Genomic DNA, 10314 nt, shown 5'->3' on the forward strand with positions numbered 1-10314 from the left:
AATATAATTTTTTAGTAAAAAGGGTATTATTTTTTTGGTTAAGTTCCGGCCTTTTTAAAAGAAAAATAAAAAATAAAAACATATTGACACACAATATATTGTGTTTTAATATATTAACACACACTATATATATTAATTTATAATAAAAGCTTAATATTATTAAATTATTTATTTCTAATAATTTTTACCTGCTCAGCAGTTAACTTTTTATAATTGTCGAGGGAAGATATGGGAGAAGAAATTAAAAAAAAGATTTCAGGCATCAATTCTGAAAAAACTGATAATGCTAAAAAAAATGAGAAAACACCTGATATGTATAAAGAATATTATCAGGTAAAACCTTTAAACCTGACAAGCAATGCAATAACAGTATTGGAAAGAAGATACCTGAAAAGAGATGAATACGGAAATCTTCTTGAGCAGCCAAGAGACATGTTTCTAAGGGTTGCAAGAAATATTGCTTCAGCAGAAAAAAATTATAATAAATCCGACAAAGAGATAAGAGAAATCGAAAAACAGTTCTTTGATATTATGACCGATCTCGATTTTCTTCCGAATTCCCCGACTTTGATGAATGCGGGCAGGGAACTTCAGCAGCTTGCAGCATGTTTTGTTCTCCCGGTTGGTGATTCCATGAGCGCAATCTTTGAGGCTCTCAAGGAAACTGCGCTTATACAAAAATCCGGCGGAGGCGTCGGTTATTCTTTTTCAAATATCAGGCCGAAGAATGATGTTGTTCTTTCAACAAAAGGAGTTTCAAGCGGGCCTATTTCATTTATGACTGTTTTTAATGCTGCAACGGATACTATAAAACAGGGCGGGACAAGACGGGGCGCAAACATGGGGATTTTAAGGATTGACCACCCCGATATTCTCGAATTCATTACAGCTAAGGAAGATAATGAGAAATTAACCAATTTCAATATTTCCGTGGGTGTGACGGAAGCGTTTATGAAAGCTGTTGAAAATGATGACGAATATGACATTATAAATCCAAGGACAAAAGAGGTTGCAAACCGCTACAAAGCAAGAGAAGTATTTAATAAAATAATCTATCAGGCATGGAAGAACGGTGACCCCGGCATAGTCTTTCTTGACAGGCTTAACAAAGATAATCCCACACCTCACGTCGGTCTTATAGAATCAACCAATCCCTGCGGCGAACAGCCGCTTCTTCCTTATGAAGCATGCAATCTGGGTTCAATTAATCTGTCCAATATGATTAAGGAAGATAACGGAGTTGTTTCAGTTGACTATGAGAAGCTGAAAAATATTGTGAAAACGGCAGTAAGATTTCTTGACGACGTAATAGATGTAAGCAGATATCCTCTGGACAAGATATCGGCAATGGTAAAATCCAACAGAAAAATCGGTCTTGGAGTGATGGGCTTTGCGGATATGCTCATAAGACTGGGGATCCCGTACAGCAGTGAAGAAGCTCTGGAAATAAGCAAGAATATTATGAGCTTTATAAATGATATATCCAAAGAAACATCAAAGGAGCTGTCAGCCGAGAGAGGGTCTTTTCCCAATTATAAAGGCAGCGTATATGATTCTCCTGAAGGATATGAAATCAGAAATGCCACAACTACTACCATTGCGCCGACCGGGACTCTTAGCATAATAGCCGGGTGTTCAAGCGGAGTTGAGCCTTTGTTTGCAGTATCTTTTGTAAAGAATGTCATGGATAATGACCGTCTGGTAGAAATAAATCCTTATTTTGAAAAGATTGCAAAAGAAGAAGGTTTCTACACAAAAGAATTAATGGAAAAAATAGCAAAACATGGTTCATTAAAAGATATTGAAGAAGTTCCGTCGCAATACAGGCGTGTTTTTGTAACAGCTCATGATATTCCTCCCGTATGGCATGTCAGAATGCAGGCGTCATTCCAGACATTTACGGACAATGCTGTTTCCAAAACGGTTAATTTCCCGAGCGACGCATCGGTCAAGGATGTCGAGGAAGTGTATATGCTGGCGTACAGGCTTGGATGCAAGGGAATAACCATATACAGAGATAAAAGCAGAGAATCACAGGTTCTTGTCATTGACTCCGGAAAAGATGCAGAAAAAGAAATAATGAAAGAAGAACAAATCCATGCATCATATGGTGAGAAAATAAATATAAAACCAAGACCAAGGCCTGAAGTTACCGAAGGTATGACCAAAAAATATAATATTGGCGGTTGCGGGAAATTATATGTAACCGTCAATTCCGATGAACACGGTATTTGTGAAGTGTTTACCAATACAGGCGAAGAAGGGTGTTCTGCTCTTTCTGCAGCCATAGGAAGGCTTATAAGCATATTAATAAGATCTGGAATTGACATCAATTCTGTTCAGAAGCAGGTAAGAGGAATCAGATGCGTGACCTGTATCGCTGATAGAAGCACACATGTTCTGTCGTGCCCGGACGCTATAGGGAAGGCAATTGAATTTTACATCAAAGGTACGAACAAGTTTGATTTTGATGCAACAAGCGGCCCCAAATCAGTTATGATCTGCCCTGAGGACGGATGCGGCGGTATAATGGAGCCTGAAGGCGGCTGTTATGTATGCAGGATATGCGGTTTTTCCAAATGCTCCTAATAAATAATGCCGAAAGTTTGAGAACACTGATATCAGCTGCCTGCAAGACGGTTGCTTCTGTTCTTTTTAAAGTTGATAATAACATCGATTAAATTTATTAGCAGAACCGAACCCAATGAGCATGAAATTATCAGAAGCCACTGATACAAATTAAGGCTCCTTGTTTTGAATACATTCTGAAGAACAGGTATATAAATAATTCCTATCTGCAGCAGCATTGATACAATAAAAGAAAGATTAAGGAATTTATTGGCAAACAGACCTTTTCTGAAAATGCCCTTATTATTTACCCTGTAGTTATATGCATGCATTAACTGTGCCAGCACCAGTGTTGTAAAGACAGATGTCTGGAAAATTTCTGTTTCGTTGAATATGGCCACATCATGAAACAACAGCGGTTCAAGAAAATAGATTGTAAGAGATCCAAGTGTAAGTATCAGGCCCTGCCAGAAAACCATACCGAGATTGCCTTTGCTTAAAATCTGCTCTTTCTGTTTGGTGGCCTTTCTTGCCATTATATTTCTCTCGGGGAGGTCTATGCCAAGCGCAAGGGCAGGAAATCCGTCAGTTATAAGGTTCATCCATAATATCTGAACAGGAATAAGAGGGATATAGACTGCATTAAACTGTATCCCCATTAAATTGAATATAAAGCTGCCGAATACTATTGCTATAAACATCAGCAAAACTTCAGAAATATTGCACGAGAGGAGGAAAAGAATAAACTTCTTGAGATTGTCAAAAATAACCCGCCCCTCTCTTATTGCCTTTATGATTGTGGCGAAATTATCATCGGTAAGTATCATCTTGCTTGCTTCCTTGCTTACATCTGTGCCCGTTATCCCCATGGCAATTCCTATATCCGCTCTCTTCAGGGAAGGAGCATCATTTATGCCATCTCCCGTCATTGCAACTATATGATTATTTTTCTTGAGGGCTTCTACAATTTTTACCTTGTTTAAAGGAGAGACCCTGGCAAATATGCTTATATTTTCAATTTCTTTCTCAAGCTCTTCAGGACTCATCTTATCCAAAACGGAGTCCTCAATTATCTTTTCGCCTTCTCTCAGGATATTTAACTCTTCGCCGATTGCCTTTGCAGTAAGATAATGATCTCCTGTTATCATGACTGCTTTTATATTTGCTTTTCTGCATTTTTCTATAGCCTCATAAACCTCCGGCCTTGGCGGGTCTATCATACCGGTAATGCCGCAGAAAACAAGTTCTTTTTCCAGCCCCACAATCTCTTTTGGATCAGGCAGGACATCAGTATATCTTATCGCGAAAGCAAGATTTCTCATTGCTTTCTGTGCCATCTGCGCAGTCTGTGCCTCTATCTCTTCCTTATCGGACGATATCATTTCACAGACTTTGTTGTTTTTAATTATATAGGTACATTTCTTAAGAATTTCTTCCGGAGCACCTTTTACAAAAATCAGATAACCGTTATCTTCTTCACTTGCCCCCGGCTTTATCCTGTCCTTTATAAAATCAAGCTGATAAGCAAAACTATCTTTATGGATTTCATGAACCGTGGTCATTATTTTTCTGATTGAATCAAAAGGTTCTTCAATTTTTCTGGGCATCTTCAGTTCACAGTAAGGTTTGGAAAAATTGAATATCCTTCCCATTTCAATAAGGGCAGTTTCAGTGGGATCCCCGATCATTTTATCGCTCTTTTCATCAATGTAATATGCATCATTGCAAAGAACAGCATTCTCAAGAAGAATCATTAATGCAAGATTTTTATCAAAGTCCGCGTATGTTTTATTTATTGCTGATTTAAGATTATTTTCATCCGGAAGTTCAGGCTTGTCTCTTTTAAATCTTGCAAGCTCTTCTTCATACTCAGTTATTTCACTTCCGCCGGCAAATATTTTTCTTACGGTCATCTTGTTTTCGGTAAGTGTGCCCGTTTTGTCGGTACATATTACAGTGACGCCTCCAAGAGTCTCAACAGAGCTTAGTTTTCTGACTATTGCATTGTTTTTTGCCATTCTCTGTACTCCGAGCGCAAGAGATATGGTGACTATGGCTGGAAGACCCTCAGGTATGGCTGCAACTGCCAAAGCAACGGCCACAAGGAGCATTTCCACCGCAGTATTGCCTTTCAGCATACCTGCAACAAACACAATAAGACTTATGACTATGCACAGTATGCCTATTTTTTTCCCGACAGATTTCAGCTGTTTCTGAAGCGGTGTTACCTCTTCAACCTCCTGAACCATGCTTGCAATTTTGCCTATCTCGGTATTTTCGCCTGATTCCACCACAAGCGCATGGCATCTGCCTTTTACAATAGTGGTTCCGCTGAAGACAATATTTTTTTTGTCCCCCATTGCTATATTCGTTTCTTTTATTACGGTAGCATGTTTCTCGACCGGCAATGATTCTCCGGTTATAAGAGCTTCATCTGTAAGCAGATTGGATTGGCTTAGAACTCTTGCGTCTGCGGGAACATGATCTCCTGCAAAAAGTTTTATTATATCTCCCGGAACAAGCTGTCTTGAATTTATCTTTATCTCTTTTCCGTCCCTGATTACAAGAGCGGTGGGTGCTGCCAGCTCTTTTAAGGCTTCCAGTGCTTTTTCAGCTCTGTATTCCTGAACAAAACCCAGCACAGCGTTTATTATAAGTATAATCAGGATTACTATGGCATCAGTTATTTCCCTTATTATTATTCCTGAAATAAATGCAGCAGCTATAAGTATCCATATCATGAAATCATTGAACTGGGAAAGAAAAATCATCACCGGCTTTTTTTTGCCCTTTTCTTTTATTTCATTATAGCCATATACATCAATACGCTCTTTGGCTTCGGAGCTGCTTAATCCTTTTAAAGGGTCCGACCCTAATTCTTTTAAAGACTCTTCAATTGTTTTTGTATGCCACATTACAGATGTTTTTAAACCCGTCTCAGATTCCGATTTATCGCTTATATTATTTTTTGCTGCCATTTTTTATTCTTTCACTAAATTTTTTTACTCAGCCCAGATATCATGGAACATAACCCATTGCTCAATGTTTCTTTTTATCTGATCTTCAAGTATTGCAATGATTTTAAGCATGTTTTTTTCTATGACTTCTTCTTTTTTGCCTTCTGTTTCAAGCTCTACCGGAGGAAGGATAATCTGATGGTGGTGATATTTCCCGTCTCTTATTATAAAACTGGGAAGCAACGGAGCTTTTGCAGTCAGTGCTATCTGAACGGATCCGGAAGGAATAAAAGCTTTATGCCCGAAGAAGTCAAATTGTCTCGAACTTTTAAGAGGATCCCAGTCAGTTGGGATTGCAACTATTTCGTTATTTCTTAATATTTTAAACACACGAAGCATTTTATTTGCATATATAGTCTTAAGGCATTTATTCTCCCTGTTTCTTTCAAAATAATTATCAAGAGGGGGATTGCCTCTGTGAAGACCCACACCTGAGATTTTAAAGCCTGCCGTTCCTATTCTTGCAGCACCCCATTCAAAATTACCTATATGTGCAGTAAAGATAACAGCTCCTCTGCCCGGTTCAAGAGCCTTTTCAAGATGTTCCAATCCTTCAATATCGATATTTTTATTAAACTGTTTTTTGGAAATGATCCTGTTTTTCAAAAAATCCACGATATTCTTGGCAAATTCCAGATATATTTTCTTGCATATGTATGAAGTCCGGGGATCGTCAGCTTCTATATTCATTACTTTGGAAATATTTTTTTTGACTTTTTCGGTATTAGCTCCTGACAGGTACCATAGTCTGGCAAGATTGACACCTATAAAATATGAAACCGGGTAAGGAGTAGTCCATGCAACCAGCGTTGCCAGCATATAGTTTATATAGCCAGCCAAATTATAAAGAAACCTTAAGAAACCTGAGGGTTTGTTTCTCATATTTGTAAAACTACCATCAATCTTTATAAACTGAAATTATAAATAGAACTCAGACTTACGATATTTTATTTTTAACATTATTAAAAATTAAAAGTAAAAATTCAACAATTTATTCAGACATGAGTTCTTCAAGTTCCATATTGAATTCTTTCAGGCTGTCAAACTGTTTGTACACTGAAGCAAATCTGATATAAGCAACCTTATCAATGGTTTTCAGGTGTTTTAGAACCAGATTCCCGATCTCCTGAGAGCTTATCTCATTAGTCGGAGTATTGTTTATTTCTGTTTCGATTTCATTTACGACTTTTTCAAGAGATTTTGTGCTGATATTTCTCTTTACGCATGCTCTTATCAGGCCATCAAGAATTTTATTCCTGTTGAACGGCTGCCTTGTTCCGTCTTTTTTTATTACAGCTATTGGCTGAGTTTCAATTCTCTCATAAGTGGTAAACCGCTTAAAACATCTTTCGCACTCACGTCTTCTTCTTATGGACTCATTATCTTCGGTAAGTCTGGAATCTATGACTTTGCTGTCTAAATTATCGCAGTAAGGACATTTCATTTTTTTAATACAGGCTTTAAAATAATTTTAACTTTAAAAACAAAATTTTATCTATAATATTAATAATAGAAAAAAATAATCAAATAGACAAATTTTTGTATAAAGTCAAATCCTGGCAAAAATTTTTCATTAATAATAAAACAGTATCAGGTAATTTTGTAATTCTGATTCTTATCCGGAGTAAATAGATGAGGCTTTTTGACTATAAGGAAGATAATAAAATTGGGCATGTCCTTTTGGAAAAGCAAATTAAAAAAAATGAAAGCGGTTTAAGAAAATACTCTGTTCGTTTCAAATCTCCTTTTCTGACCGGTTTTTCAGAAAACGATATGGTAAACGGGGAGTATATTGATGGTTATAATGATAAAAAGAGAAAATGTATTATCCTGCTGCATGGCTTTAAAAGCGTGGACGGCAAGCTTGCTCCTTATTATTCCTTTGCAGAGCAGGCAGTTGAAAGCGGATTTAGCTGCTTTTTTATGAATCTTCCCTTTCATCTTGAAAGAACTCCTTTTTCCAAAAAGAGCGGGGAAGTCTTGCTGAACAATGATGATAGCGGCATGCTTGATTTTTTTCACCAGGCTGTTGTTGATGCAAAAAAAGCGATAAATATCCTGAAAAAGGAATTCCCCGTAGAAAATTTTTATATATGCGGCTTAAGCCTGGGAGGCATGTGCTCTGTTTTTATAAAAGCGTTTGAAAGAAGAGTGGAAAAAGCGGTGCTTGTGGAGTGCGGAGGTAACTGGCATGAAATATACTGGAACAGTTTCATGTCAAAAATTATCCTTAAAGGCAAGTATTTAAGAGAGGGGAAAATAGAAAAAGAAAAGTCTGCGCTTTTTTATAGTTTTTTCCCGGAGTTTATCAGGGAATTTAAAAAGATTTATGGAAGAAAACAGGAAAACTTCTGTGACTTGCATGAAATACAGAATTCCTGTCTGAATAAATACCTTAATCCCAAATGGTTTTTAAGCGATCCGATTACATGGGCGCACAGAATAAAACGTGATGAGTCTCTGATAATAAGCTCCAGATTTGACCCTTTATTCAATAAAAAAACCATCATGCAGCTTAAAAAAGAACTGGGTGATCCTGAAATAATATGGATTAACAGATTTCATACCTCAGATATTTTAAAAAACAGGAGATTGAATGCAGTAATTTTTAATTATCTTGACAGGGATTAGCTCAAAACAGAAAACTAAAAATCAATAAAATGAAGTTTTTTGAACTGCTCATTTTCTCCGATAAGTGTTAAAACGTCAAATTCTGTAAATTTATAATTAACGTCCGGTGGCGTTTTTACATTTCCGTCTTTATCTTTGATGCTTATAATTGTAACTGAATATTTTTTTCTAAGATTCAGTTCTATGAGATTTTTTCCATGCATGAAAAGAGGTACCTTAAGTTCAATTATTGAAACTTCCGGACTTAATTCGATATAATCAATAAGAGTGTCTGAGCTTAGTGTCTTTCCTATTCTCTGCCCCATGTCTTTTTCGGGAAACACTATTGTATCAGCTCCCACCTTTTCAAGCACTTTCCCCTGAACCTTTGTGCCTGCCTTTGCAATTATATGTTTTGCACCTTTTTCTTTGACAAGTAAAGTTGCGAGTATTGAATTTTGTATATATTTTTCACCTATGCTTATTATTACTGCCTCAAACTCAGAAATTCCAAGCGTATCCAGTACGTCAGAGTCAGTGGCATCAAGTTTCATAACATTATCTATTTCAAATGAGAATTTCTGTATGATATCTCCGTCGCTATCTACTCCCAGGACAGAATGTCCTGCTCTTGTCAGCGTTCTTGCAACATTTATTCCAAAACGTCCAAGACCTATTATTAAAAATGATTTTTTCATGATGACTGTCCAACCTCTTTTTCTTTTAAAATATTTTGATACATATAATTATAATTAACCAATTGATATGGACTCCTCAGGTCTTTCTATTTTCTCCGGCTTGACTCTCGAGGCTATGGTCAGAGCCAGAAGAGCTATTCCTACACGTCCGATAAACATAAGCAATATCAGAATCACTTTGCTGGGCGTTGCAAGCAAAGGCGTCATACCGGTTGATAGGCCTACTGTTCCAAATGCGCTCACTGCTTCAAAAAATACTTTTATAAAACTAAAACTTTCTCTTTCTATTATCATAATTGATACTGAAGCTGCAAGTATCAGAATAATGGCTGTCAGTGTCAGAGTCAGTGTCCTGTAAATTGTTCCTCCCGGGATTCTTTTCTTGAATATGGTAATACTTGTTCTTCCTTTTATTGCAGCAAAGCCGGAAAGGGTTATGGAAGCAAAAGTCGTGGTTTTTATTCCTCCCCCCGTACCTCCGGGAGACGCGCCGATAAACATCAGTATAACAAGCATAACCAGAGTCGTCTCATTCAATGCCGACATATTGACCGTGTTAAATCCTGCCGTTCTCGGTGTGACTGACTGGAAGAAGCTTGAAAGGATTTTTGCACCGGTCCCGAGGGTTCCGATTGTTCCGGGATTTTTGAATTCAAGCAGGAAGAACGAAACTGCTCCAAGAAATATAAGTATGCCTGTTGTTGAAAAAACTATCTTTGCGTGCAGCGATAATCTCCTTGTCTTTTTTAACGCAAGTATCTCTGATAAAACTGAAAAACCTATCCCTCCGATTATTATTAATAGCATGACGGTAATATTTAAGATGAAATCTTCTGCGAAGCTGACAAAATTATTGGAATAGATTGAGAATCCGGCATTATTAAAAGAACTTACAGAATGAAAAAGTCCGTGTATAAATGCATTTTTTAAAGGATATGCATATCTAAAATGAAACAGCAAAGTTAAAATACCTGTACCGATAAGCTCAATAATGATGGTAGTAGATGCAATTATAAGGAAAAATCTTGATGGTGAAAAAATCTTATTTGAGCCGAAGCTTGTGTTTAGATAAAATCTGTCACCCAGATTGATTTTTCTGCCAAGCATCAGTGCAAAAATGGATGTGATTGTCATTACTCCAAGACCGCCTATCTGTATAAGGATAAGTATGACTGCTTTTCCATAAACAGTAAAAAATGTTGCAGTATCCTGAACGACAAGACCCGTTACACAAATTGCTGATGCTGACGTAAAAAATGCATCTATGATAGTGATACCGTTTACTGTCATGGGGGGAAGCATGAGAACAAATGCTCCTGCCATTATAGCAATTGCAAAAGCAAGAATGACTCTGTTTACTATTTTTCTCTGGCTTTTAAGGAAATAAGATGATAAATCTTCCATTTTATTATCGCTAAATA

At 37.0% G+C, this 10314-nt stretch carries 7 protein-coding genes; 2 read left to right on the forward strand and 5 right to left on the reverse strand.

Features of this window, described 5'->3' with window-relative positions:
- The first annotated feature begins 312 nt into the window (after positions 1-312).
- Positions 313-2589: a vitamin B12-dependent ribonucleotide reductase gene (locus tag GXZ93_00285; GenBank protein ID HHT78232.1), complete on the forward strand. Its 2277-nt coding sequence runs from the start codon at positions 313-315 to the stop codon at positions 2587-2589.
- 32 nt (positions 2590-2621) lie between these two features.
- Here GXZ93_00285 and GXZ93_00290 read toward each other — a convergent pair whose 3' ends face one another.
- The 3 genes from GXZ93_00290 to nrdR all read right to left on the reverse strand — a co-directional run bounded on the left by GXZ93_00290 (position 2622) and on the right by nrdR (position 7029).
- Complete coding sequence (locus GXZ93_00290; GenBank protein ID HHT78233.1) at positions 2622-5546, reverse strand: cation-translocating P-type ATPase; 2925 nt, start codon at positions 5544-5546, stop codon at positions 2622-2624.
- A 24-nt stretch (positions 5547-5570) separates the two neighbouring features.
- On the reverse strand, positions 5571-6467 hold the full coding sequence (locus tag GXZ93_00295) for a lysophospholipid acyltransferase family protein (protein ID HHT78234.1): 897 nt from the start codon (positions 6465-6467) through the stop codon (positions 5571-5573).
- A 109-nt stretch (positions 6468-6576) separates the two neighbouring features.
- Positions 6577-7029 (reverse strand): transcriptional repressor NrdR, encoded by a 453-nt coding sequence (gene nrdR, locus GXZ93_00300; protein ID HHT78235.1) that lies wholly within the window; start codon positions 7027-7029, stop codon positions 6577-6579.
- Between the two features lie 188 nt (positions 7030-7217).
- Between nrdR and GXZ93_00305 the strand changes: the two genes are divergently transcribed.
- A complete protein-coding gene (locus GXZ93_00305; protein HHT78236.1) occupies positions 7218-8216 on the forward strand; it encodes a hypothetical protein in 999 nt (332 codons plus the stop codon).
- A gap of 14 nt (positions 8217-8230) precedes the next feature.
- Here the strand turns inward: GXZ93_00305 and GXZ93_00310 are convergent, their stop codons facing one another.
- Together GXZ93_00310 and GXZ93_00315 are read right to left on the reverse strand one after the other, a co-directional pair.
- Positions 8231-8893, reverse strand: a complete 663-nt coding sequence (locus GXZ93_00310) for a TrkA family potassium uptake protein (protein HHT78237.1) — start codon at positions 8891-8893, stop codon at positions 8231-8233.
- Positions 8894-8947: 54 nt separating this feature from the next.
- A complete protein-coding gene (locus GXZ93_00315; GenBank protein ID HHT78238.1) occupies positions 8948-10297 on the reverse strand; it encodes a Trk family potassium uptake protein in 1350 nt (449 codons plus the stop codon).
- Positions 10298-10314: the final 17 nt, after the last annotated feature.

Source organism: Actinomycetota bacterium (assembly GCA_012837825.1).
GTDB lineage: Bacteria > Actinomycetota > Humimicrobiia > Humimicrobiales > Humimicrobiaceae > Humimicrobium.